Below are 22,845 nucleotides of genomic sequence, written 5' to 3'. Positions count from 1 at the left end.
CGTGCGAGCAATAAGCGCAAAACTGCTGGTCACAGCTTTGCACTGCTCACAGCGCTGATGCGGTGGCCAGTTCTACGGGTATGCCGTTGAGGACCGCGTTGCCCGACAGCGGGTCGAGCAGGCTGCCGTCGAGGAGCTGGTTGACGTTGACGCCGGGTTCCTTCAGCGCGTGGTTCAGCCGGGTGCCGGGCCGGTCGTGTCCCCAGCCGTGCGGCAGGCTGACCACGCCCGGACGCACGCCGTCGGTGACCTCCGCGGGGGCGGTGACCTCTCCCCCGGCGCCCTTGATCCGCACGGGCGCCCCGTCGGTGACTCCGAGCCGTTCGGCGTCCTCGGGGTGGATGTGCAGGGTGCAGCGGTTGGTGCCGCCGGTGAGGGCGGGGACGTTGTGCATCCAGCTGTTGTTGGAGCGCAGATGGCGGCGGCCGACGAGGACGAGCCCCTCGGGGCGCTCGTGCAGGGCCTGCCGCAGGCGCGGCAGATCGTCGACGATCGGCTGCGGCAGCAGCTCCACCTTGCCGCTGACGGTCTTCAGCGGCTGCGGCAACCGGGCCTTGAGCGGCCCGAGGTCGATGCCGTGCGGATGCGCCAGCAGCTTCTCCAGGCCCAGCCCGTCCGGCCGTACGCCGAAGCCGTCGCCGTAGGGGCCGAGGCGCAGCATCATGTCGAGCCGGCGCTCGGGTCCGGTGTCGCCGAAGAGCTGTGCGGCGAGCTCCTGGGGGTCGCGGCCGTGCACCGGGGAGTGGGCTTCCTTCACCGCCTTGCCGAGGGTCTGCCCGATGACCAGGTCGTCGACGGCCGACGGATCGGCGCCGTGCATCCCGGTCGCGGCGAGGATCAGCCGGGCCAGGATCTCCGTCTCAAGCATGCGGCCGGGCTCCAGCGGGACGGCCGGCCGGTTGTAGCGGACCTGGTTGCGTACGGCGAGCGTGTTGAAGGCGAAGTCGTGGTGCGGGCTCTGCGAGGGCGGGGGCGGCGGCAGCACGACATGGGCATGGCGCGAGGTCTCGTTGAGGTACGGGTCGACGCTGACCATGAAGTCGAGCGCGCCGAGCGCCTTGTCGAGCCGGTCGCCGTCGGGCACCGACAGGACGGGGTTGGCGGCGACGGCGATGACGGCCCTGATCGGCTCGCCCTCCTCGGTGGCGGTGTCGATCTCCTCGGCGAGCGCGGAGATCGGCATCTCGCCCTTGGCCTCGGGGTGCCGGCTGACCCGGGAGTGCCAGCGCGCCAGCGCGAAGCCGTGACCGGGCCCCGCCGGGCGGGGCGTCCTGTCGGTGGCGGCCTGCGGGAAGAGGGCGCCGCCGGGGCGGTCGAGGTTGCCGGTCAGGATGTTCAGTACGTCGACCAGCCAGCTGGCGAGGGTGCCGTGCGGGACGGTGCAGCTGCCGATGCGGGCGTAGACGGCGGCGGTGGGCGCGGCGGCGAGCTCACGGGCGAGGGTACGGATCAGGGCGGCCTCGATGTCACAGGCGCCGGCGACGGCTTCGGGGGTGAAGTCCCGTACGGCGTCCCGGAGTTCGGCGATCCCCTGGAGGTGCGGGGTCAGCTCCCCCGTGTCCACGAGGTCTTCCTCGAACAGGGTGTACGCCATCGCCGCCAGCAGCAGCGCGTCGGTGCCGGGGCGGATCGGGAGGTGCCGGTCGGCGAGCTTGGCGGTGCGGGTGCGGCGCGGGTCGATGACGGTGAGGGTGCCGCCGCGGGCCTTGAGCGCCTTCAGCTTGCCCGGGAAGTCGGGCGCGGTGCACAGACTGCCGTTGGACTCCAGCGGGTTGGCGCCGATCAGCAGCAGGTGGTCCGTGTGGTCGAGGTCGGGTACCGGGATCGCGTTGGCGTCGCCGAAGAGGAGTCCGCTGGAGACGTGTTTGGGCATCTGGTCGACCGTGGAGGCGGAGAAGATGCTGCGGGTGCGCAGGCCGGCGATCAGGACCGGCGGGTAGAGGCCGCCCGCCATGGTGTGCACGTTGGGGTTGCCGAGCACGACACCCACCGAGTTCGGCCCGTAGCGCTCGACGACCGGGCGGATACCGGCGGCGACCGCGTCGAAGGCCTCCTCCCAGGTGGCCTCGCGCAGCTCGCCGTCCTTGCGCACCAGCGGGGTGCGCAGCCGGTCCGGGTCGCCGTCGACGGCGCCGAAGGAGGCGCCCTTGGGGCAGATGAACCCCTGGCTGAACACGTCGTCACGGTCGCCGCGGGCCCCGGTGACCTTGGTTCCCTCGATGGTGAGGGTGAGGCCGCAGGTGGCCTCGCACAGGGGGCAGATACGCAGTGCGGTGCGGGACACGGGTCCTCCCGAGGTGGCGGCGGCGATGACGCACGGACTCACCGCCGAGCATACCGACCGGTATGCACGGAGGGGAGGCCTCGGAGGGGTGAGGTCGGAAATTCGCTTCCCGTCAGTCGGGCGTCCACGTCAGTCAGCCGTCCACGTCAGCCTGGCATCCACGTCAGTCGAGCACGCGCGCCAGATACGCCCGCAGCAGCTCCCGGGTCTCCTCGATGATCCGCTCGTCGCCCTCCGGCGCCATCCGGAAGGCCAGGTGGACCAGGGTGTCGGCGGTCTCGACGGCGATCAGGAAGGTGCGGCGCAGATCGTCGTCGGGCTCGCGGTCGAGGTAGCCGGAGAGCAGCTCGGTGAGGCGGTCGGCGACCCGGTGGTTGGGTTCGCCGCGGTTGCCGACCGGGATCTGGTTGCCGAAGTCGACCAGGGAGAAGCCGGGCGCGGTGCGCTTCATGGCGAGGTACTCGTCGAGCACGGCGTCCATGGCCGAGCGCCAGCCTCCGTCGCCGGTCTCCGCGAGGCGCTCGGTGACGCGGGCGGTGTAGCGCTCCAGGTTGCGCTGGGCGAGGGCGTCGGCCATCTGGCGCTTGTTGCCGAAGAAGCGGTAGACCGAGCCGATGGGGACACCGGCGCGCTGGGCCACGGCCCGGGTGCTCAGGTCGTCGTAGCCGACCTCGTCGAGGAGGTCGGCGCACGCGTCGAGGATTCGGGTGAGCCGTTCGGCGCTGCGCCGCTGCACGGGCGCCCGGCGTAGCGATGCGGGATGGGGCACGGTCTTCATGATGCCTTTCCGGCGCGGTCCGGTGAACCTCGCCCCCCTGTACGGAAGCCGGTACCCGGCGCGCTCAGTGCCGCGGGGGACGGGGTCGCCTCGGCGTCACGGCCGGCTACGGGGTCCCGGCCGGTGTCGCAGTCGGTGTCGCGGTCGGTGCCGTCGTCGCCTCCTCCTCCGATGCCGTGATCGCGGCCGTGTTCTCCACGGGCTTGCCGTCCACCGCCCACACCGTGCCGTCGTCGGCGTACAGCCGGACGGTGACCTGGTGGGTGCCGCGCGGGACCAGGCCGGGGGCCAGACGGTACTCGGGTATGCGGAGCCTGGTCACGAGTCGGCCGTCCACGTACAGATACGCGAGCCCGCGGCCGGCCGTCGCCTTCGCCTCGGCGCCGGCGGGCGAGAAGCGGAAGTCGCGCAGGGTCAGCCGTATGTCCCAGCCGCCGTCACCGCCGCCACCGCCGCCCGGATCCGGCTGCACCTCTATGCCGACCTCGGGGGCGCCACCCTTGGCCACCTCGCGGTAGTGCCGCCCCTCGCCGTCGGTGTCGTCGAGGACCTTGCCGACCGGGGACACACCGCCCGGCCCCTGTTCCCGCGCATCACTGGAAGCGCAGCCCACGGATCCGGTCAGCAGCAGGACACAGACCGCGAGCACGGCGAGAAGGCTCCGTGTCCACGACATGTCCGGAGACTAGAACACCCCTCCGACAGCCGAATCCCCCTGAAGTCTGGTTGGCGTCCCGATCCTGTCGTACCTCCTGAGGAGGACCGGCCGAATCTGCTCCGCCGCTCTTGCGCCCGAGAAAACGCAATCCTACGGTGAACCATAGGAATCAGATTTCGAGGGAGCGATCATGAGCGGGGACAGGCGGAAGACCGCGGAAGGGCTGACCTACCTCTGCGGGTTCGGCAATGAGCACAGCTCGGAGGCGGTGCCCGGCGCCCTCCCCGAGGGCCGCAACTCACCCCAGCGCGCACCGCTGGGCCTGTACGCGGAGCAGCTGAGCGGGTCGGCGTTCACCGAGCCGAGGGCGCACAACCGCCGCTCCTGGCTGTACCGCATCCGCCCGTCGGCCGCGCACCCCGCCTTCACACGCATGGACAACGGTGCGATCCGCACGGCCCCCTTCACGGAGTCCGTGCCCGACCCGAACCGTCTGCGCTGGAACCCCCTGCCCGAGCCCGCACCCGGCACCGACTTCCTCGCCGGTCTGTGGACCCTCGGCGGCAACGGCGACGCGACCCAGCGCACCGGCATGGCCGTGCACCTGTACCACGCCAACTCCTCCATGGACCGCGTCTTCAGCGACGCCGACGGCGAGCTGCTGATCGTCCCGGAGCGCGGCGGGCTGCTGCTCCACACGGAGTTCGGGCTGCTGCATGTGGAACCGGCACATGTGGCGCTGATCCCACGTGGGGTGCGCTTCCGTGTGGAGCTGCTGGATGCCTCCGCCCGTGGCTATGTGTGCGAGAACTATGGTGCGCCCTTCCACCTCCCCGACCTCGGCCCGATCGGCGCCAACGGCCTTGCGAACGCCCGGGACTTCAAGGCGCCGGTGGCCGCGTACGACGACACCGAGGGCCCGGTGGAGGTGGTGAACAAGTTCTGCGGCAACCTCTGGACGGCCACCTACGACCACACACCCCTCGATGTGGTCGCCTGGCACGGCAACCATGTGCCCTACATCTACGATCTGCGCCGTTTCAATGTGATCGGCACCATCTCCTACGACCACCCCGATCCGTCGATCTTCACGGTGCTGACGTCCCCGTCGGACACCCCGGGCCTGGCGGGCGTCGACTTCGTGGTGTTCGCGCCGCGCTGGCTGGTGGGCGAGGACACCTTCCGGCCGCCGTACTTCCACCGGAACGTGATGAGCGAGTACATGGGCCTCGTCGAGGGCGCCTACGACGCGAAGGCGGAGGGCTTCGTGCCCGGTGGCGGTTCGCTGCACAACATGATGTCGGCGCACGGCCCGGACCGGGAGACGTTCGACAGGGCGAGCGCCGCCGAGCTGAAGCCGCAGAAGATCGACGACGGTCTGGCGTTCATGTTCGAGACCCGCTGGCCGGTGACCCTGACCCCGCAGGCGGCCGGCGCCGACCACCTCCAGCGACGCTACGACGACGTCTGGCAGGGCATGGAGCGCCACTTCCGCCCCTTGCAGTAAAGATCCCCGACCGGTACGGATGGCCCCGTGACCTCCTTCGCCCCGGACTCGATCGTCCTGAACCGCAAGCTGCCGCTCTGGTACCAGGTGTCGCAGTCGCTGCGCGCCTCGATACTGGGCCGCCGCCCGCAGGACCCGCTGCGCCTGCCCACCGAGGAGCAGCTGGCCGAGCACTACGGCGTGAGCGTGCTGACCATGCGGCAGGCGCTGAAGGAGCTGGAGGACGAGGGCCTGATCACACGGCATCGCAGACGCGGCACGTTCATCGAGCCGGACGCCCGCCGGGGCTCCCCCGTGCGGCTGCTCGGCTCGGTGGACGCGATCGTGGCCCAGCAGTCCGGCATGGCGACCGAACTGCTGGACCACGGCAAGGCACCGGTGCCGCCCGAACTCGCCGAGTACTTCCCGGACGTCGACGAGGTGGCGACGTATCACCGTCTGCGCAGCGACGAGAAGACGGGCGAGCCGACCAACCACGCCCGCAACTACGTCCGCCCCGAACTGGCCGCGCGCATAGACCTGGACGACCTGGTCCGCTGGCCGATGACCAAGGTGCTGCGGGATGCCGTCGGGGCGGACATCAGCCGCATCACGGACACGGTGGAGGCCCGCCTGGCCGACCCGGAGACGGCGAAACTGCTCCAAGTCCCCTTGCTGAGCCCGATCCTGCACTACACAGGTGTGACGTACGACATGGCGGGGCAGGTGCTGGACGCGGCGGTCATCCACTACCGGGGGGACCGCTTCTCCTTCACGGTGACCCTGGACGCCACCTGACCCCGCTGTCCGAGCCAGGCCGTACGATGCCCAGCGTGACGCACGACGACGCTCCGCCGCTGGCGGACCTCATGCCGTGGTCCGTCGCACCGCCGCGGCTCGGCCGGGGGTGGCCGACGGGCCCCGACGCGGCGTCCCTGAAGGCCCGCTGGGACGCTTTTGTGAAGGCCGAGGGCCCGGACCGGGAGGCCCTGCTGGAGCCGACCCGCTCCCGCACCCTGCACTCGGCGGTCGGACAGCTCCCCGGCCAGTCGACCGACACGGCGAAACTGTTCCGCGCCTCGGGCCCCTGCCCGGACCCGGTGCGCGTCCTGCACGCGCCCTTCGACGAGCAGTGGCTGATCCCCGACCACCGCCTGATCGACGCGGCCCGCCCCGAGCTGTGGCGGGTGGCGGACGAGCAGCAGGTCTTCGTCCTGGAGACCCCGGAGTCCGGCCTGCTGGCGACCTCGCTGCTCCCGCTGCTCCGCCCCGGCCGCGTCCGCCCGCTGTACCGCCGCCCCGGCGGCACCGAACCCAACCTGGCGCCGGGCCTCCTGGAGCACCTCCGGGACCGGCTCGGCGCACCGGTCGAGCCGCCGGACGTCCTCGCCTGGACGCTGGCGGCCGTCCGCCCGGACCTCACCGTCCCCCTCACCGGCGACCCCGGACTCTGGGCCCGCGGCGTGGAGTCGGGCCGGCGCACCCTGTGGCTGATGCGGCGCGACGGCGACCGCCCGAAGCTGCCCGGCGGCCGCCGCCCGTACGTCCGCGCCCCGCTCCCCTCCCGCCCGTCGACGCTGGAGTACGACCGCGAGGAGGAGGCCCTGCTGCTCGGCGAGGGCCGCATCTCACCGGTCCCGCCGCAGGCCTGGGACTACGAGGTGGCCGGGGTGAAGGTGCTGGAGCAGTGGTTCGCGGCCCGCGTCACGGAGCCCGAGCCGGGCACCCTGGCGGCGATCCGCCCGGCGACCTGGCCGCAGGCGTGGACGTCGGAGCTGCTGGAGCTGATCACCGTCCTGGCCCTGCTGGCGGAAGTCCAGCCGCTCGACCAGGAGTTGACGTCGACCATCACCGCGACCGACCTCCACAGGGCCGGAGTCCTGCCCGTCCCGGAGTCGGCTCGCAGACCGGCGTCGGTCCTGGACGGGCACGAGGAGGGCCCGGAGGGGCAACTCGCGCTGATCTAGCGCGCGTCGGGGTCGTAGGCGTCCAGGATCCGGTCGAGGGTCCGGCGGAACACCACCTCCATATCGACCGGCTCACCGCCCTCCATGAAGGCCGCGGCCAGCAGCGGATACCGGCCGGTGGCGACCTGACTGCCGAGGTAGGCCATCCGCGCCGCGTTCTCCTCGTCCTCGGTCCAGGGCATGGCACGGGTGCGCTCGGCGGTGGCGAGCTCGTTCGCGGTGTACGTCGTCACAACGCCGTTGAGCAGCGAGACCAGGTCCATCTTCACGCTGTAGGCGACGTCGAGCGGTTCGAGACAGGCCAGGCAGTGCTCCAGGTACCGCAGGGTGTTGGGGCTGAAGCCGTACGCCCCTGACATCACCCGTGGCACCCAGGTGTGCCGGCGCATGATGGCGCGGGTCTCCTGCGCGTTGCGGACCATGTCGGCACGCCAGTCGCCCGACGGCTCCTGGATCTCGTGCTCGCCGCCCACCGCGTCGATCATCAACTCGTACAGGTCCTCCTTGCGGGGGACGTAGTTGTACAGCGACATCGTCCCGCAGCCCAGCTCGGCCGCGACATTGCGCATGGTCACGGCATCCAGCCCGCCGGCGTCGGCGATGCGCACCGCCGCGGCCGCGATGTCCGCACGCGTGAACGCGGGCCTGGGACCGCGTCCGGTCCGCTCGGGACGCGCCCAGATCACTTCGGGTACGGCAGCTCGGCCCGCCATCGATCATCACCTCGGCCACCATCCTAGTTACGTACAGCGTACGTAGTGCGCTATGGTCAACCCATGACTTCTACGTACGCTGTACTTAGTGAGGGTCTGGAGAAGCGATTCGGCCCCAAAGGAGCAGAGGTCCACGCCCTGCGCGGACTCGATCTGGCCGTCGCGCAGGGCACCGTCTGCGGCCTCCTCGGCCCGAACGGCGCGGGCAAGACGACGGCCGTACGCCTCCTCACCACGCTGCTGCGCCCGGACGCAGGCTCGGCCCGGGTCGCCGGGCACGACCTGCTGCGGGACCCGGCGGCCGTCCGCCGCAGCATCGGCGTCACCGGCCAGTACGCCTCGGTCGACGGCGACCTCACCGGCCGCCAGAACCTCCAGTTGTTCGCCCGGCTGCACCGGGTGCGCGGCCCGGCCGAGCGGGCCGCCGACCTCCTGGACCGCTTCGGCCTGACCGAGGCGGCCGACCGCCACGCGTCCACGTACTCGGGCGGGATGCGCCGCCGCCTCGACCTCGCCGCGAGCCTCGTACGCCGCCCCGACGTGCTCTTCCTGGACGAGCCCACGACCGGCCTCGACCCTGCGAGCCGCAACCGGATCTGGGAGGCCGTCCGGGAGCTGACCGCCGACGGCACGACGGTGCTGCTGACCACGCAGTATCTGGAGGAGGCCGACCAACTCGCCGACGACATAGCCCTGATGGACCGGGGACGGGTCGCGCACACGGGCTCACCGGCCCAGTTCAAGGCGACCATCGGCGCGCATGTCGAGGTCGTCGTCACCGAGGCCGACGTGATGGTCAAGGCGGCCGCCGTACTGGATCAACTCACCGGCGCGGAGCCGTCGTTCGACCACGAGCGGCGCGCCGTCGGCGCGGTCACCCGGGACGCCACGCTCACCCTCCCCCGGCTGGTGCGCGAACTGGACGCGGCGGGCGTGCCGTTGCTCGACGCGCGGATCGAACCACCGACTCTCGACGACGTGTTCCTGCGGCTCACCCAGGAAGCCCGGGAATCCCAGGAAGAGGAGCGTGCGGCATGAGCACCCTGACCTACGACGGCGGCGCGATGCTGGGCCGTCAGCTGCGGCGGATCCGCAACAACCCGGGGCTGCTGGTCCTGACCCAGACGATGCCGATCACCATGCTGCTGTTCTTCGGCTACGTCTTCGGCAGCGCGCTGGCGATGCCCGGCGAGCAGTACCGCTCCTTCCTGGTGCCGGGGCTGCTGGTGGCGACGGCGGCCAACGGCATCATGACCGGGATGTTCCAGGCCGCCCAGGACACCCACCGGGGCGTGATGGACCGCTTCCGCACGCTGCCGATGAGCCGGGCCGCCGTTCCGCTCGGGCAGGCGGCCGCCGACCTCGTCCTGACGGCCGCCGGGACGGTGCCGTTCCTGCTGGTCGGGCTCGCGGTGGGCTGGCGCATGGAGGGGTCCGTGCTCGAAGCGGCGGGCGCCGTGGGGCTGTTGCTGCTGTTCCGGTTCGCGACGACGTGGGTCGGGATCTTCCTCGGGATGCTCACCCGGAACGAGGAGGCCGCCGGTCAGCTGGGCGGCGCGACCTTCATGCTGCCGCTGCTGTCCAACGCGTACATCCCGACCGAGGGCCTGCCGGGCTGGCTGCGCACGCTCGCCGAGTGGAACCCGATCAGCGCGGTCACCACGGCCCTGCGGGACCTCTTCGGCAACGCTCCGGTGCCGGACGGGGCCGCCTGGCCGGTCGCGCATCCCGTCGCCGGTTCGCTGGCGTGGTGCGCGGTACTGCTCGCGGTGTTCGCACCGCTCGCCGTACGCCGGTACGCACGCGGCGAGCGGTGAAGAGCGGCACTCATCGCGGTGCTCACGCAGTCGGCCCCGTCAACATCCGTACGCGCCAAGGCGGTTACGGATGGAACGGGGCCGATGAGCGGGGTGGGTGAAGATCGGGGGACGTACCCGCGCCCGGATGGGACTCCGAGGCGCCGCCGGGTGCCGTGGGGATGACGGCGGACGACAGCGCGGTACGGCGCCGGAGACGGTGTGATCTGCCGGGCGCGGGCCTGGAAGTCGTTCGGAGAGCGCCGGTGGGAGTCAGCGCCCGCCGAACAGCGAACGGCGGAGCCGACGCAGCGGGGCGAAGAGCGAGACGCGGCGGACGCGTGTACTGCGGTCGCTGCGCTCGTGCGTCTTGTCACGTGTGGTCAGCTCACGCATCAGCGAAGTCGCCTCGGCTGCCTCCCGCTGCGGCACGGCGGGACCCGCCAGTACCGAGAGATGGCGGTCGAGGCGCGAACTGGTCGCGCTGCTCCCGCAGGTGATCGCAGGGACCCTGGCCCTGCTGCGCACTGTTATCTGATCCATGTCACTCCCCACCCGTACGAGTCCACCCGGCCCGGGCAGGTTAACCCTATCGCCCCGGTGGGGCACTCGTGTATCGCGGTCACAGGATTCACCTTCCCCATAAGGGTGTTGACAACCCGTTTCTGATTACTCTCCGAATCCAACCGATTTCAGGGCGAGTTGGACAACGGGCTGGCTGGTGGGTTGCGGTGAGCCTCCGTCAGGCTCGACGGTCACAGCCAGTGACGTCGCCGATTTGTCGAGACCGGTCGCGACCAAGGGCGTGTCGCCGTCGAAAAGCCCCAGGGAGCGCGGTTGCACGTCGGGGCGCATCTGCCAGAGCTGGTGCACCCGGCCGCTCGGCAACTCGCCATATCCGCTCAGAGTGACGACGGCACGCCCCTCCGATGCGGAGGCGACCACTCCGATCGTCCGGCCCTGCGCGTCCTCGTCGGCGGCCGCCCGGGCGTCGGGCGCCCCGAGAACGTTAGCGATCTCACTTGCCCGGGCCTGCTGGGCATCCAGCTCGTCCTGCGTCCGGTTGGCCTGGACGGCGAAGAGGGAGGCGACGACGAGGGCCGCGGCGGCCGTGGCCGTGGCGAACGGCACGAGCAGGAGGCGCGTCCTGGGCGCACGGGTGCGCGGCGGCGGCTGGGTGCCCCACACATGCGGCGGCAGCTGAGTGGCACGCGCGTGTGCCGGCTCCCGCCCGGTGGACTCCTGCGGGGTCGTCCGTACGGCGGCCAGGACCCGGTCGCGCAGGGCGGCGGGGGCCGGGGCGGCCGTGGACCAGGCGAGGCGGACGGCGTCCTCGGACAGGGCGCGCACCTCGGCGGCGCAGCTGTCACAGGCCCTCAGATGCTTCTCGAAGCGGACCCGCTCGCCGGGTTCCAGGGCGTCGAGGGCGTAGGGCGCGGCGAGGGAGTGCAGGTCCGCGCGGCGGAGCAGTCGGTCCATGAAGCTCACGCGACGCCTCCGAGGCACTTGCGCAGCTGGGTGAGTCCGTCGCGCATCCGGGTCTTGACCGTGCCCAGCGGCAGGGAGAGCCGCTCGGCCACTTCACGGTAGGTGTAGCCGTCGTAGTAGGCGAGGGTGACGGACTGGCGCTGAAGCGCGGTCAGGCGGTCCAGGCAGCGGCGTACCCACTCGCGTTCGAGGCCGGCCTCGACCTCCTCGGCGACATGGTCGAAGGCCGGGTGGTTCGCGCGGAGCGCCTCGCGCTGCTCGCGTTCGCCGGCCGCGCGGGCGCTGCGCACCCGGTCGACGGCACGGCGGTGGGCGAGGGTGAGGACCCAGGACAGGGCGCTTCCCCGGCCCGGGTCGAACCTCGCGGCCGACCGCCACAGTTCGAGCAGCACTTCCTGGGTCACCTCCTCCGACTGCGCGATGTCGCGCACCACACGCCTCACCAGCCCGTACACCGGCCCGGAGACCAGCCCGTACAACTCCTCGAACGCCTTCTGGTCTCCGCCAGCCACGAGCACCAACAGCTCGTCCGCCTCCAACTCGTCTCCCCCTCCGGCCAGACCGCAGCGCGGCCGTCTAGTCCCACGAGGCATTCGCAACCGACCCACCTCCGGATGGGGTTACGGATCAGCGGGCCGAAAACGCGGGTGGTCCACCGATGAAACAAGTTTTCAGTTCAGCCGTAAGAACGCTTGAGATTCGACCAATCCACCCTGGCGACCGCTCCGAATCGTGTTCGTCAGGCAAGTTGGCACTGAGGACGGACGGCATGACACCTATTTCCAGGAGCGGTGCGGGACGCAAGGGCCTCGCGACCCTCGTATGTGGTGCGCTGGCCGCCGGGGGGCTCGCAGCCGCCGGCGTCGCCGCGCTGGCACCGGGGGCGGCCTCCGCCTCCAGCCACCGGGAGGCCCCGCTGATCTCGGGGACGCCGCAGTACGACAACACGGACGTGTACGCGTTCGTCAGCCCGGACAAGCCGGACACGACGACGATCGTCGCGAACTGGATCCCGTTCGAGGAACCGGCCGGCGGACCGAACTTCTTCCCGTTCGCCGAGGACGCGCAGTACGACCTCCACATCGACAACAACGGTGACGCGCAGGGCGAGCTGCTGTACCGGTTCACCTTCGACACACACGTCAAGAACAAGAAGACGTTCCTGTACAACACGGGTCCGGTCGAGAGCCTCGACGACAAGGACCTCAACGTCACGCAGACGTACGACATCGAGCTGATCAAGCTCAAGGACCAGAAGCTGGTGTCGAAGACGAAGATCGCCAACGATGTTCCGGTGGCTCCGTCGAACGTCGGCAAGGCGTCGATGCCGGACTACGCCAAGCTGCGCGAGCAGGCCGTGCACGAACTGCACGGCGGTACGACGACGTTCGCCGGCCAGGCCGACGACCCGTTCTTCCTGGACCTGCGGGTCTTCGACCTGCTGTACGGCGGGAACCTCTCCGAGGTCGGCAACGACACGCTCAAGGGCTACAACGTCAACTCCATAGCCCTCCAGGTCCCGACCCACATGATCACCGAGTCGGCGGACCAGCCGATCGTCGGTATCTGGTCGACGACCCAGCGGCAGAACGCCAAGGGCTACTACGAGCAGGTCTCGCGCCTCGGCAGCCCCCTGGTGAACGAGGTCGTCAACCCGCTGAAGGACAAGGACAAGTTCAACGCGTCCGCGCCCTGGGACGACGCCCAGTTCCTGAAGAACGTCACCAACCCCGAGCTGCCCAAGCTCATCGAGGGGATCTACAAGATCCCGGCGCCCAAGGAGCCGCGCAACGACCTGGTCGACGTCTTCCTGAAGGGCGTCAAGGGCCTCAACCAGCCGCCGCACGTGCGCCCGGCGGAGGAACTGCGCCTGAACACCTCGATCAAGCCGACCGCGGAACCCAAGCGCCTCGGTGTCCTCGACGGTGACAACCAGGGCTTCCCGAACGGCCGACGCCTCAGCGACGACGTGATCGACGCCTCGCTCCAGGTCGTCGAGGGTGAACTCGTCGGCGCCAAGAACGACCTCGGTGACGCGGTCGACAAGAACGACAAGGACTTCGAGAAGGCCTTCCCGTACGTCGCCCTGCCGACCGAGGGTTCGCGCGGCCCGCTCGCCAAGGGCACGGACGGCGGGACCGACGTCCGCAGCCAGCTCGGCGACGCGCTGCAGCCGGCCGGTTCCTCCGGCGGCACGGACAACATGACCCTGATCGCCGGGTCAGCGGGCGCCGGCGCCCTGGGCATCCTGCTGATCGGCGGGGCCCTGATGTGGTGGCGCCGGATGCGGGACCGGGCTTACTAGCCCATCCCACGGGCGAGGTCACCTCGCCCCATCAGCTGGCGCGGCCCGCAATGTACTCATCCCCCACGGCGCGGGCCGCGCCGCCACCCGCCGCACCGACGACCGCCCCCGCACATCCGATCGAGGAGAGGGCATGACCCCGCGTACGAACGACAGCGCACCGGAGAACGAGGAGAACGGCAAGGCCAACGGTGCGGATGCCGCTGCCGCGGGGGCCGATGAGCGGCTCGCCGCCCTTCGGCGGGTCAGGGCCGCCGTTCAGCCCGTCCGGCGATCGAGGACGGGGCCCCTCAAGGGCCGAAGCGGGGGCCCGGGGGCGGCAGCCCCCAGCGGGGTCGAAGGGGCGGAGTCCCTTCAGGACGGGACGGATGGGGGCGGCGGGGGCGAGGAAGACTCCGCCCAGCGCATCGCCGCCGTACGCCGAACCGCCGCGGCCGGCCGCCGCCGACGCGCCCTTCACCTCGCCGGCTGTGTCACCCTCCTGGCCGTGGCCCTCACCGCCGGCTCCATCGCCCTCGACGCGGCACGCGGCAACGCGGGCCAGAGCGTCGCCCCGGCGAGCGCCGCACTCTCACCGGGCCTCCTCGCCAGTGGTGACCTCGACTCCGGCATCGCCTCCCTCCAGTCCCACCTCCGCGACCAGCCGAGGGACTTCGGCAGCTGGGCCACCCTGGGCCTGGCCTACGTCGAACAGGCCCGCACCAAGGGCGACCCCTCCCGCTACCCCCAGGCCGACCAGGCCTTCAAGCGATCGCTGGCGCTGCGAGCCGACAACGACCAGGCCCTCGCCGGCCGCGCCGCCCTGGCCGCCGCCCGGCACGACTTCGAGGACGCCCTGAAGTACGCCGACCAGGCACTGAAGGTGAACCCGTACAGCGAACGCGCCCTGTGCTCCCGCGTCGACGCCCTGGTCGAACTCGGCCGCTACGCCGACGCGTCCAAGGCCGCCGACACCGCCGACGACCGCCGCCCGGGCATCCCGGTCTTCACCCGGTACGCCTACGTGCACGAGCTGCGCGGCGACGTCCGCACGGCCGAGCGCGTCCTGAACCGGGCGCTCTCCTCCGCCGTCGCGCCCGGCGACACCGCCTACGTCGCCACCCAGCTCGGCCAACTCGCCTGGAACCAGGGCGACTACGAGGCGGCCCTCACCCACTACGCCCGAGCCCTCGCCGCCGACGAGAACTACCTCCCGGCCCTGGAGGGCCGCGCCCGTGCCCAGGCCGCTAGCGGCGACCGGACCGGCGCCCTGAACGGACTGCGCGACGTCGTCTCCCGCTACCCGCTGCCCGGCCCGCTCGTGGAACTCGGCGAGCTGTACGAGGCGGCCGGCGACAAGGTCAAGGCCGACGACCAGTACGCCCTGGTCGACGCCTGGACCGCCCTCGCCCGCGCCAACGGCGTCAACGCCGACCTCGACACCGCCCTCGCGGCCGCGGACCACGGCGACAAGGCCTCCGCGCTGCGCGCCGCCCGCGCCGAGTGGAAGCGCCGCGAGACCGTGCACACCGCGGACGCCCTCGCCTGGGCTCTGCACGTCAACGGCAAGGACGACGAGGCCCTGTCCTACGCGCGCAGGGCCACCGCGACCGGCTACCGCAGCGCCGCGTTCCTCTACCACCGGGGCGTCATCGAGCGCGCCACGGGCCACGCCGAGGACGCCCGCGAGCATCTGCGTGCCGCGCTGAAGCTGAACCCCGGCTTCTCGCCGCTGGGCGCCCGGGAAGCCCGTACCGCACTGAAGGACCTGGAGGCGGCCAAGTGACGCTCCGTCGGCTGTTCGCCTCCACCGCGGCCGTCCTCACGGCGGCCTGCGCGCTCGCGCTGGTCCCCTCCCCGCCCGCGAGCGCGCACCCCCTCGGCAACTTCACCGTCAACCGCTACGACGGCCTCGTCGCCGCCCCCGGTGAACTGCGCGTCCACCATGTCGAGGACCTCGCCGAGATCCCGGCCACCCAGGCCGAGCCCGACATCGAGAAGGCGGGCATGACGGAGTGGGCCCGGCAGCGCTGCGAGAAGGCGGCGCGGGGCAGCGAGGTAACGGTGGACGGCCGTACCGTCGATCTGAAGCTGAACGGCAGCCACGCGCGCGTGCGACCCGGTCAGGCGGGTCTGGACACCCTGCGCGTGGAGTGCCGGATGGCGGCGCAGCTCCCCGAGGGCGCCACCGACGCCATCGCCGTCGGCTTCCGCGGCGCGGGCGCCCAGTCCGGCCCCGGCTGGCGGGAGGTCACGGCGCGGGGCGACCGTATGACGCTCACCGCCTCGGACGTACCGAAGGAGTCGGTCTCCGGGGAACTGACCAAGTACCCGGAGGAGTTGCTCTCCTCCCCCGCCGACACCAAGTCCGCGTCGCTGCGGGTGCGCCCCGGCGGACCCGCCCTCGCGGAGTCCGAGCAGGACACCCCGGCCTCCTCCGTCCTGCCGCGCGGCGCCGACCGCTGGACGCGCGCGCTCGACAGCCTGGTCTCGCGCCAGGACCTCACCCTCGGCTTCGCCGCGCTCGCCCTGGTCATCTCGGTCTTCCTGGGCGCGATGCACGCGCTCGCCCCCGGCCACGGCAAGACCATCATGGCCGCGGTCGCGACGGCTCGCGGCGGCCGGGCACGCATGAAGGACGTCATGCCGCTGGCCGCCTCGGTGACGGTCACCCACACGCTCGGCGTGGTCGCCCTGGGCCTCCTGGTCACGGCCGGCTCGGCGGCGGCGCCCTCGGTGATCACCTGGCTGGGCATCGCCAGCGGTGCCCTGGTGATCGCCGCGGGCGCCAACCTCGTACGCCGGGCCTGGCACATGCGCAAGCACGGCCTCGGGCACGGACACGGACACGGACACGACCACTCGCACGACCACGATCACGATCACGATCACGACGCCCCGCACGGGCACTCACACGCTCACGACGACCACCCGCACCCCCATCCCCACGATCACACCCACGAGGCCGACCACACCCACGAACGCCAACCGGTCCTGGTCGCCGCCCACACCCACACCGCGACGGAACCCACCGCACCCGCAACGGCCACCACCCACTCACCCGCACACCACGACCACAGCCACCAGCACGACCACGACCATGACCACGATCGCCATACGCACGGCCACACCCACAAGCACGGCCTGCTCACCCACACCCACGGCGGCTTGACGCACACCCACCCCACCGCCCCCACCCTCCGCGGCACGATCCTCCTCGGCTTCGCCGGTGGTCTCGTGCCCAGTCCCTCCGCGGTCGTCGTGCTGGTCGGCGCGGCGGCGCTCGGCAAGGCGTGGTTCGGGCTGCTGCTCGTCGTGGCGTACGGCGTCGGGCTCGCCCTGACCCTCACGGCGGCGGGCTTCGCGGTCGTCAAGCTGGGTTCGGGGGTGACCCGGGTGCTGGACAGGCGTCCGCGCTGGACCACCCACCCGGCCACGACCTTCCTGCGCAGGACCGCCCCGCTGGCGTCCGCGTGTCTCGTCGTCCTGCTCGGGGCCGGATTGGTGTTCCAGGGGGCGGCATCCGTACTCGGCTGAGCTACTTTTGGGAAGAAATAGCACGGAGTGGAGATTTCGCACGCATGCGAATGGGGGACGTCCGTGTCCGAAGACCACGGCAGTGAACGTGTGATCGCGGGCCGCTACCGCCTCCTGTCCCCGCTCGGCGAGGGCGGCATGGGCACCGTGTGGCGGGCCCGTGACGAGGTGCTGTACCGCGAGGTGGCCGTCAAGGAGGTGCGCGCGCCGCACGGGTTGCCGGCGGCGGAGGTCGAGCGGATGTACGCCCGGCTGGAGCGGGAGGCGTGGGCGGCGGCGCGGGTCGCCAACCGCAATGTCGTCACGGTGTACGACGTGGCCGCACAGGACGGTCGGCCCTGGATCGTGATGGAGCTGGTCCGCGGTATCTCGCTGGCCGAACTGCTGGACGCCGAGGGCCCGTTGAGCCCGCAGCGCGCCGGGCACATCGGTGCCGAGGTGCTGGCGGCGCTGCGGGCCGCGCATGACGCCGGGGTGCTGCACCGGGATGTGAAGCCGGCCAATGTGCTGATGTCGAACGACGGCCGGGTGGTGCTCACCGACTTCGGGATCGCGATGGTCGAGGGCAGTTCGGCGCTGACGATGACCGGTGAGGTCATCGGCTCCCCGGAGTTCCTGGCCCCGGAACGGGCGCTGGGCCGTACGCCGGGCCCGGAGTCCGACCTGTGGTCCCTCGGGGTGCTCCTCTACGCGGCGGTGGAGGGCAACTCCCCGTTCCGCCAGAACACCCCGCTGAGCACTCTGCGCGCGATCGTCGACGACGAGTTGCCGCCGCCGCACCGGGCCGGTCCGCTCACCCCGGTCATCGAGGGGCTGCTGCGCAAGGACCCGGCCGAGCGGCTGTCGGCCGAGCGGGCCGAGCAGGACCTGCGGATCGTCGCCGCGGGAGGCACGCCGCGCGCGGACACCGTGCAGGCGAGCCCGTACACCCCGACGGTGGCGGCGTTCCCGGCGCCGGAGCGGACCGCCCCGACGGCCCCGGTCCCGGCGCCCACGCCGACCCGGCCCGTCACCCCCGCCGCCACCACGGCTCCGGTCCGCCCCGACCGCGACCGGCGCGCCGCCGTCACTCTGATCGCCGGCATCGCCGTCCTGGCGCTGGCCGTGGCGGGGCTGACGTATGCGCTTCTCAACCGTGGGGGCGACGGGAACCGTGGCTCGGGCGGTGAGAGCACCAACAGCCAGGTGGGTGGCGGGACTTCGCCGACCAGGACCAAGGACGAGGACGAGAACGCCGCGGGCGGAGCCGGGAGCCCGGCGCCGAGCAAGAGCGGCAGCCCTACGACCGCTCCGGCGCCGCAGTCCGTGCGGGTGTCGCTGGCGGGGGCCAACACCGAGTACTCCGGCGCCTGTCCGCCGTCGAGCGGCCAGGCGCCCGCCTTCACGGCGACGTTCACGGTGGGGCGGCTGCCGGCGCAGGTCAGCTATCGCTGGGTGTCCCGGGACGGCGACGTCATGGACCAGGGCTGGAAGACCCTGTCGTTCCCGGAGGGCGGGGATCGCACCAAGCAGGACCGGGTGTTCCTGACGACGTACGACGAGAGCGGGACCTTCGAGAGCGAGATCAGTGTCGAGGTGCGCGACCCGGTGGAGACGAAGTCGAACTCGGTGCCGTTCTCGGTGACCTGTGAGACGGAGACCCCGACGGGCGGGGTCTCACCAACGCCTACCGGGTCGCCCAGCTCGTAGGAGAGCGGCGGGCGGTCAGGCCGCGCTGTTCAGCACCGGCAGATAACCACCCGACTGGCCCGCGGCCGTCGGGTGGTACGACTCCGGGATGTTGAGCCAGCTCACGGCGTGCATCCACGAGCTGCCGGAGCAGATCTCGTGCCCGGTGAAGGTGGGTCGCACGTCGCCGAAGGTGAACCCGTGGTCCAGGGCGCGCTTCTCGGTCGCCGCGTCGATGTGGTCGGCGGCCTCGTTGAGCGCCCTGCGCTTGGTCTCGGACAGGCCCAGGCAGCCGGAGGCACCCAGCTTGTAGAAGCGCGGGTAGCCGAGCACGACCACATGGGCGGAGGGGGCCTTGGTGCGGATGGCCGAGTAGACGGTGTCGAGCCGGCCGGGGAGCGTCGAGTCGACGAACGCCTTGGCGGTGTTGATGCGGGAGACGCAGGCGCTGTCGGACTGCAGGACGCAGGTCTGCATGATGTCGGCGAACCCCGCGTCGTTGCCGCCGATCGTGATGGACACGAGGGCGGTGGAGGCGCTGAGCGGGCCGAGCTGACTGGCGGTCACATCACCCGTTCGAGCGCCCGAGCACGCTGTGAAGTCGAACGACGAGGGTGAGTTCGCGGCGGCCCACAGGTAGGGGTAGGCCCTGGTGCTGCGCGAGCAGTCGCCGCTTGAGGCGATGTAGCTGCCGGCGCCGAGGCCGGAGGAGTACGAGTCGCCGAGGGCCACGTAGCCGCCGGCGGCGGCGGTGTCGGCGGCCTGTGCGGACGCGGCCCCCGTGAGGGCGGTGCCGACGGCGAGGAGGAGCGAGGCGACGTATACGGAAAGTCGGGAACGTCTCATGGAACCTCCCTATAGCAGGATCACTGCAATAACCGTCGTACCAACTACGCGTGTTGACCGGAAGTGTCCATGCCAAGACCTTTCCGGGCATTGCGGGGTCGGTTCCTGTCGGTTTGCTGTGTGATTTGTTGCGTGTTCATGACAGGTCCGTTGACAGGTCGTCAACTCCCTTGTCGGTCACCGCAGGACCACAGATCCTTTACCTCGGCTTTGGAAACGGGAACGCGACGTTCCGAGGCCGTGCCCGCGATCACGCGCGCACCCCCCACAGACGTGCGCCCCACCCAGGCGCGCGCCGCCAAGAGGAGGACTCCCTCGTAATGGCACAACTGCGTAGCAGGAAAATACGGTTCGCCGCGATGACCGGCCTGGCGACCGCCGCCCTCGTGGGCGGGCTCACCTCCCTCCCCGCCCAGGCCGCTCCGGCCGAGGGCAAGGTCCTGGCCGCCGGCTCCCCCACGGCGATCAAGGACAGCTACATCGTCACGCTCAAGAAGAGCGCGGGCCTCAAGTCCGCCTCGGCCGCGGGCAGGGACGTCGTCGAGGAGTACGGCGGCACGGTGAAGAAGACCTTCACCAAGGCGCTGAACGGATACTCCGCCACCCTTTCCGCGGCCGAGGCCGAGAGACTCGCGGCCGACCCGGCGGTGGCCTCCGTCGAGCAGAACCAGAAGGTCCACCTGGCCGACACCACGCAGTCCAACGCCCCCTGGGGCCTGGACCGCATCGACCAGGCCGCCCTTCCGCTGTCCGGCACCTACACCTACCCGGACAGCGCGGGCAGCGGTGTGACGGCGTACGTCATCGACACCGGCGTACGCATCACGCACCAGCAGATCAGCGGTCGGGCCACCTACGGCTACGACGCCGTCGACGGCGACACCACCGCCTCCGACGGAAACGGCCACGGCACCCATGTGGCCACCACCATCGCGGGCTCGACCTACGGCGTCGCCAAGAAGGCGAAGATCGTGGCGGTGCGGGTGCTCGACAACGCGGGCTCCGGCACCACCGCGGGCGTGATCGCGGGCATCGACTGGGTGACCGACAACCACTCGGGTCCCTCGGTCGCCAACATGTCGCTCGGCGGCGGCGCCTCGTCCTCGCTGGACACGGCCGTCCGCAACTCCATCGCCAGCGGCGTGACCTACGCGATCGCGGCCGGCAACAGCAACACCAACGCCTCCTCGTCCTCTCCGGCCCGGGTCGGTGAGGCGATCACCGTCGGCGCCACCACCAGCTCGGACGCCCGGGCCAGCTACTCGAACTACGGCTCGGTCCTGGACGTCTTCGCGCCCGGCTCCTCGATCACGGCCGGCTGGAACACCAGCGACACCGCGACGAACACCATCTCCGGTACGTCGATGGCGACGCCGCACGTCGCGGGCGCCGCCGCCGTCTATCTGGCGGGCCACACCTCGGCCACCCCGGCCGCGGTGGCCTCGGCGCTGACCTCCGGTGCCACCGCAAACGTGGTCACCAGCCCCGGCAGCGGTTCCCCGAACCGGCTGCTGAAGCTCGTGCCGTGACGCACCCGCGCACCATCTGAACCACCGGTCCCCGCAGGCCACGCGCCCGCGGGGACCGGCTGTGCGCGGGCGTGAAACGAACAGATGTCAAGGGGCCTTTCGCATCTTGACGGCCGATGCGGCGCTGAGCCACATTGAAACCCGGCATCCGGCGCTTCGGGGGGCAAAGTCGCCAATGCAGACCATACGCATCAAGACAGCTTCGTCTCAGGACACCGAGGGCGCGCGACCAGGACCGGGGAGGGACCTGACGCCGCTGCTCGCGGGTGCCGCGACGGCTGTGGGGGCGATCGGCGCGGTGCTCGCGCTCGTCGACTCGGACTCGCCGCTGCGCGGTCCCTTCACTCTGTTCTTCCTGCTCGCGGCACCGGCGGCGGCGATCGCCGCGGCGCTGCGCGGGCTGGAACCCTTCGGTCGGGCCATCGCCGCGGTTGCGGGCGCGGTCGTCGTCAACATGCTGGTGACCCAGGGCATGCTGGCCGTGCACCAGTGGTCGGTACGCGGCGGGATCGTGGCGGTGACCGCGATCAGCGCTCTCATTCTCCTGCTGGTTCTGGTGCGGCGGCTGCGCGGCCGTACGACGCGAAGGCGGACTCCCTGACGTGGACATCAGCGTGTACCGCCCCGGGGAGCTCAGCTCCGCCGACCGGGCGGCGTGGACATCGATGCAGTCCAAGGCCCATCTGCAGGGCTCACCCGAGCTCGCCAACCCCTTCCTGTCGCCCGAGTTCGCGCTCGCCGTCGGCCGCTGCCGGCGCGGGGTGCGGATCGCGGTCGTCCGGGAGGGCGGCGAGCCGGCCGCCTTCTTCCCGTTCCAGCGGACGGCGGCCGGTGTCGGCCGGGCCATCGGCCTCGGCGTCTCGGACGCGCAGGGCGTCGTGCACCGGCCCGGGTTCGGCTGGGACGCCCAGGAGCTGCTGAAGGCGTGCGGGCTCGCCGTGTGGGAGTTCGACCACCTGGTGGAGGGACAGACGGCGTTCGCGGCGGGGGCCTCCGGCAGCTACCCGTCCCCGGTCATGGACGTCGACCAGGGCTACGACGCCTATCTGGCCCAACTCCGGGCGCAGTCACCGAAGTTCACCCGGACCACGCTGGCCAAGGAGCGCAAGCTGGGCCGGGACCACGACGGGGTGCGCTATGTGCACGACGAGCGCGATCCGGCGGCCCTGCGCACGCTCATGGCGTGGAAGTCCGCGCAGTACCGCAGGACGGGGCGCAGCGACCGGTTCGCGCACGAGTGGATCACCCGGCTGGTGCAGCAGCTGTTCCACACCCGTTCCGAGCCGTTCGCGGGGATCCTGTCGGTGCTGTACGCGGACGGCAGGCCGATCGCCGGGCACTTCGGGCTGCGTACCGAGCGGGTGCTGGCCTGCTGGTTCCCGGCGTACGACCCGGCGTTCTCGAAGTACTCGCCGGGTCTGGTGCTGCATCTGCGGATGGCCGAGGCGGCCGCCGCCGACGGCATCGGCCATCTCGACCTGGGCCGGGGCCAGAAGGAGTACAAGGACTCCCTGAAGACACGTGAGCTGACGGTGTCGGAGGGGTGGGTGACCAGGCGTCACCCGGTCGCGTTCGGGCATCGGGCACGCCGTGCCCCGGTCCGGGCGCTGCGCAACACCGTGCAGGCACGGCCGGAGCTGTTCGAACCGGCGGACCGGCTCCTCAAACGTATGGGGAAGATCCGTTCCGGACGTAGCTAACTCCGGTCAAACCAACAAAAACGTGAGGGCTCGTTCCAGCTCTTGCCATACAGGCGCAATCGTCAATACCGTCGTATATCTCACTCGCATCGGACGGTCGGCCGCGGCTCT

At 71.4% G+C, this 22,845-nt stretch carries 20 protein-coding genes; 12 read left to right on the top strand and 8 right to left on the bottom strand.

What is annotated here, in order from left to right; all coding sequences use genetic code 11:
- Positions 1-46: 46 nt before the first annotated feature.
- The 3 genes from ACFWYS_RS21215 to ACFWYS_RS21205 form a co-directional block, all read right to left on the bottom strand.
- Positions 47-2,284: a molybdopterin oxidoreductase family protein gene (locus tag ACFWYS_RS21215; protein ID WP_384770970.1), complete on the bottom strand. Its 2,238-nt coding sequence runs from the start codon at positions 2,282-2,284 to the stop codon at positions 47-49.
- Between the two features lie 163 nt (positions 2,285-2,447).
- Entirely contained in the window at positions 2,448-3,062 is a 615-nt protein-coding gene (locus tag ACFWYS_RS21210) for a TetR family transcriptional regulator (RefSeq protein ID WP_384770968.1), read from the bottom strand.
- Positions 3,063-3,168: 106 nt separating this feature from the next.
- Positions 3,169-3,738 carry a hypothetical protein gene (locus tag ACFWYS_RS21205; protein ID WP_384770966.1) on the bottom strand — a complete coding sequence of 190 codons (570 nt, stop codon included), beginning with the start codon at positions 3,736-3,738 and terminating at the stop codon, positions 3,169-3,171.
- 172 nt (positions 3,739-3,910) lie between these two features.
- Between ACFWYS_RS21205 and hmgA the strand changes: the two genes are divergently transcribed.
- The 3 genes from hmgA to ACFWYS_RS21190 are packed head-to-tail and all read left to right on the top strand — an operon-like array spanning position 3,911 to position 7,173.
- On the top strand, positions 3,911-5,227 hold the full coding sequence (gene hmgA, locus ACFWYS_RS21200) for a homogentisate 1,2-dioxygenase (protein WP_384770964.1): 1,317 nt from the start codon (positions 3,911-3,913) through the stop codon (positions 5,225-5,227).
- Between the two features lie 27 nt (positions 5,228-5,254).
- Positions 5,255-6,004, top strand: a complete 750-nt coding sequence (locus tag ACFWYS_RS21195; protein WP_384770961.1) for a GntR family transcriptional regulator — start codon at positions 5,255-5,257, stop codon at positions 6,002-6,004.
- Positions 6,005-6,030: 26 nt separating this feature from the next.
- Positions 6,031-7,173 (top strand): type ISP restriction/modification enzyme, encoded by a 1,143-nt coding sequence (locus ACFWYS_RS21190; RefSeq protein WP_384770958.1) that lies wholly within the window; start codon positions 6,031-6,033, stop codon positions 7,171-7,173.
- On the opposite strand, the gene ACFWYS_RS21185 is transcribed toward ACFWYS_RS21190, so the two are convergent.
- A complete protein-coding gene (locus ACFWYS_RS21185) occupies positions 7,170-7,886 on the bottom strand; it encodes a TetR/AcrR family transcriptional regulator C-terminal domain-containing protein (RefSeq protein WP_384770955.1) in 717 nt (238 codons plus the stop codon). The genes ACFWYS_RS21190 and ACFWYS_RS21185 overlap by 4 nt on opposite strands.
- A 63-nt stretch (positions 7,887-7,949) precedes the next feature.
- Here ACFWYS_RS21185 and ACFWYS_RS21180 point away from each other — a divergent pair, with 63 nt between their 5' ends.
- Entirely contained in the window at positions 7,950-8,924 is a 975-nt protein-coding gene (locus ACFWYS_RS21180) for an ATP-binding cassette domain-containing protein (protein ID WP_384770952.1), read from the top strand.
- Positions 8,921-9,703, top strand: coding sequence for an ABC transporter permease (locus ACFWYS_RS21175; RefSeq protein WP_384770949.1), 783 nt, complete (start codon positions 8,921-8,923; stop codon positions 9,701-9,703). Before ACFWYS_RS21180 ends, ACFWYS_RS21175 begins: the two co-directional genes overlap by 4 nt.
- Before the next feature lie 252 nt (positions 9,704-9,955).
- Here ACFWYS_RS21175 and ACFWYS_RS21170 read toward each other — a convergent pair whose 3' ends face one another.
- From ACFWYS_RS21170 to ACFWYS_RS21160, 3 genes are all read right to left on the bottom strand, one after another.
- Positions 9,956-10,225, bottom strand: a complete 270-nt coding sequence (locus ACFWYS_RS21170; protein WP_384770946.1) for a hypothetical protein — start codon at positions 10,223-10,225, stop codon at positions 9,956-9,958.
- A gap of 126 nt (positions 10,226-10,351) precedes the next feature.
- Entirely contained in the window at positions 10,352-11,161 is an 810-nt protein-coding gene (locus ACFWYS_RS21165) for an anti-sigma factor domain-containing protein (protein WP_384770943.1), read from the bottom strand.
- Between the two features lie 5 nt (positions 11,162-11,166).
- Positions 11,167-11,709, bottom strand: a complete 543-nt coding sequence (locus ACFWYS_RS21160; RefSeq protein WP_384771216.1) for a sigma-70 family RNA polymerase sigma factor — start codon at positions 11,707-11,709, stop codon at positions 11,167-11,169.
- 230 nt (positions 11,710-11,939) lie between these two features.
- Between ACFWYS_RS21160 and ACFWYS_RS21155 the strand changes: the two genes are divergently transcribed.
- The 4 genes from ACFWYS_RS21155 (at position 11,940) to ACFWYS_RS21140 (ending at position 18,680) form a co-directional block, all read left to right on the top strand.
- Positions 11,940-13,475 carry a DUF4331 domain-containing protein gene (locus tag ACFWYS_RS21155; RefSeq protein ID WP_384770940.1) on the top strand — a complete coding sequence of 512 codons (1,536 nt, stop codon included), beginning with the start codon at positions 11,940-11,942 and terminating at the stop codon, positions 13,473-13,475.
- A 133-nt stretch (positions 13,476-13,608) separates the two neighbouring features.
- Entirely contained in the window at positions 13,609-15,240 is a 1,632-nt protein-coding gene (locus tag ACFWYS_RS21150) for a tetratricopeptide repeat protein (protein ID WP_384770938.1), read from the top strand.
- Positions 15,237-16,991, top strand: coding sequence for a nickel transporter (locus ACFWYS_RS21145; protein WP_384770935.1), 1,755 nt, complete (start codon positions 15,237-15,239; stop codon positions 16,989-16,991). The genes ACFWYS_RS21150 and ACFWYS_RS21145 overlap by 4 nt, the downstream gene beginning before the upstream one ends.
- A gap of 63 nt (positions 16,992-17,054) precedes the next feature.
- A complete protein-coding gene (locus tag ACFWYS_RS21140; protein WP_384770932.1) occupies positions 17,055-18,680 on the top strand; it encodes a serine/threonine-protein kinase in 1,626 nt (541 codons plus the stop codon).
- Positions 18,681-18,695: 15 nt separating this feature from the next.
- On the opposite strand, the gene ACFWYS_RS21135 is transcribed toward ACFWYS_RS21140, so the two are convergent.
- Complete coding sequence (locus ACFWYS_RS21135) at positions 18,696-19,505, bottom strand: SGNH/GDSL hydrolase family protein (RefSeq protein ID WP_384770929.1); 810 nt, start codon at positions 19,503-19,505, stop codon at positions 18,696-18,698.
- A gap of 320 nt (positions 19,506-19,825) precedes the next feature.
- On the opposite strand from ACFWYS_RS21135, the gene ACFWYS_RS21130 reads away from it, so the two are divergent.
- The 3 genes from ACFWYS_RS21130 to ACFWYS_RS21120 all read left to right on the top strand — a co-directional run bounded on the left by ACFWYS_RS21130 (position 19,826) and on the right by ACFWYS_RS21120 (position 22,734).
- Positions 19,826-21,034, top strand: coding sequence for a S8 family peptidase (locus tag ACFWYS_RS21130; RefSeq protein WP_384770926.1), 1,209 nt, complete (start codon positions 19,826-19,828; stop codon positions 21,032-21,034).
- A gap of 175 nt (positions 21,035-21,209) precedes the next feature.
- Positions 21,210-21,635, top strand: a complete 426-nt coding sequence (locus tag ACFWYS_RS21125) for a hypothetical protein (RefSeq protein ID WP_384770923.1) — start codon at positions 21,210-21,212, stop codon at positions 21,633-21,635.
- A gap of 1 nt (position 21,636) precedes the next feature.
- Positions 21,637-22,734 (top strand): GNAT family N-acetyltransferase, encoded by a 1,098-nt coding sequence (locus ACFWYS_RS21120; protein WP_384770920.1) that lies wholly within the window; start codon positions 21,637-21,639, stop codon positions 22,732-22,734.
- The last annotated feature ends 111 nt before the right edge of the window (positions 22,735-22,845 follow it).

It is taken from the genome of Streptomyces sp. NPDC059010 (genome assembly GCF_042740355.1).
Taxonomy (GTDB): Bacteria; Actinomycetota; Actinomycetes; order Streptomycetales; family Streptomycetaceae; genus Streptomyces.
The sequence above is the reverse complement of the archived record's forward strand: the minus strand, read 5'-3'. Positions and strand labels throughout refer to the sequence as shown.

Excerpts from the sequence above, each read along its gene's own strand:
- ACFWYS_RS21175 (WP_384770949.1), top strand. The coding sequence starts at position 8,921 with ATGAGCACCCTGACCTACGACGGCGGCGCGATGCTGGGCCGTCAGCTG.
- ACFWYS_RS21130 (WP_384770926.1), top strand. The coding sequence starts at position 19,826 with ATGGCACAACTGCGTAGCAGGAAAATACGGTTCGCCGCGATGACCGGC.
- ACFWYS_RS21180 (WP_384770952.1), top strand. The coding sequence starts at position 7,950 with ATGACTTCTACGTACGCTGTACTTAGTGAGGGTCTGGAGAAGCGATTC.
- ACFWYS_RS21205 (WP_384770966.1), bottom strand. The coding sequence starts at position 3,738 with ATGTCGTGGACACGGAGCCTTCTCGCCGTGCTCGCGGTCTGTGTCCTG.
- ACFWYS_RS21155 (WP_384770940.1), top strand. The coding sequence starts at position 11,940 with ATGACACCTATTTCCAGGAGCGGTGCGGGACGCAAGGGCCTCGCGACC.
- ACFWYS_RS21125 (WP_384770923.1), top strand. The coding sequence starts at position 21,210 with ATGCAGACCATACGCATCAAGACAGCTTCGTCTCAGGACACCGAGGGC.
- ACFWYS_RS21170 (WP_384770946.1), bottom strand. The coding sequence starts at position 10,225 with ATGGATCAGATAACAGTGCGCAGCAGGGCCAGGGTCCCTGCGATCACC.
- ACFWYS_RS21150 (WP_384770938.1), top strand. The coding sequence starts at position 13,609 with ATGACCCCGCGTACGAACGACAGCGCACCGGAGAACGAGGAGAACGGC.
- ACFWYS_RS21210 (WP_384770968.1), bottom strand. The coding sequence starts at position 3,062 with ATGAAGACCGTGCCCCATCCCGCATCGCTACGCCGGGCGCCCGTGCAG.
- hmgA (WP_384770964.1), top strand. The coding sequence starts at position 3,911 with ATGAGCGGGGACAGGCGGAAGACCGCGGAAGGGCTGACCTACCTCTGC.
- ACFWYS_RS21190 (WP_384770958.1), top strand. The coding sequence starts at position 6,031 with ATGCCCAGCGTGACGCACGACGACGCTCCGCCGCTGGCGGACCTCATG.
- ACFWYS_RS21185 (WP_384770955.1), bottom strand. The coding sequence starts at position 7,886 with ATGGCGGGCCGAGCTGCCGTACCCGAAGTGATCTGGGCGCGTCCCGAG.
- ACFWYS_RS21165 (WP_384770943.1), bottom strand. The coding sequence starts at position 11,161 with ATGGACCGACTGCTCCGCCGCGCGGACCTGCACTCCCTCGCCGCGCCC.
- ACFWYS_RS21135 (WP_384770929.1), bottom strand. The coding sequence starts at position 19,505 with ATGAGACGTTCCCGACTTTCCGTATACGTCGCCTCGCTCCTCCTCGCC.